This is a genomic window from Paenibacillus taichungensis (genome assembly GCF_013359905.1).
Lineage (GTDB): Bacteria > Bacillota > Bacilli > Paenibacillales > Paenibacillaceae > Paenibacillus > Paenibacillus taichungensis.
In genome coordinates this window covers 1-274 of the sequence record NZ_JABMCC010000073.1, presented here as the reverse complement: position 1 = coordinate 274, position 274 = coordinate 1, and the positions used below count along the sequence as shown (strand labels likewise).

Here is a 274-nt window from a genome sequence, read left to right as displayed (position 1 = left end):
TTTCACCTTTCCCTCACGGTACTGCTTCACTATCGGTCGCTAGGAAGTATTTAGCCTTGGCAGATGGTCCTGCCGGATTCATACGGGGTTTCACGTGCCCCGCACTACTCGGGATACATCTCGGAGAGAACCAACTTTCAAGTACAGGGCTTTTACCTTCTTTGGCGGGCCTTTCCAGACCTCTTCGTTTAACCGGCTCCTTTGTAACTCCATGTGAGATGTCCCACAACCCCAAAGAGCAAGCTCTCTGGTTTGGGCTTCTCCGCGTTCGCTC

General features: G+C 52.6%; 1 rRNA gene. It reads right to left on the bottom strand.

The features are described from left to right. Positions 1 to 274: ribosomal RNA gene (locus tag HP548_RS00655) — 23S ribosomal RNA — on the bottom strand; the annotation flags it as partial.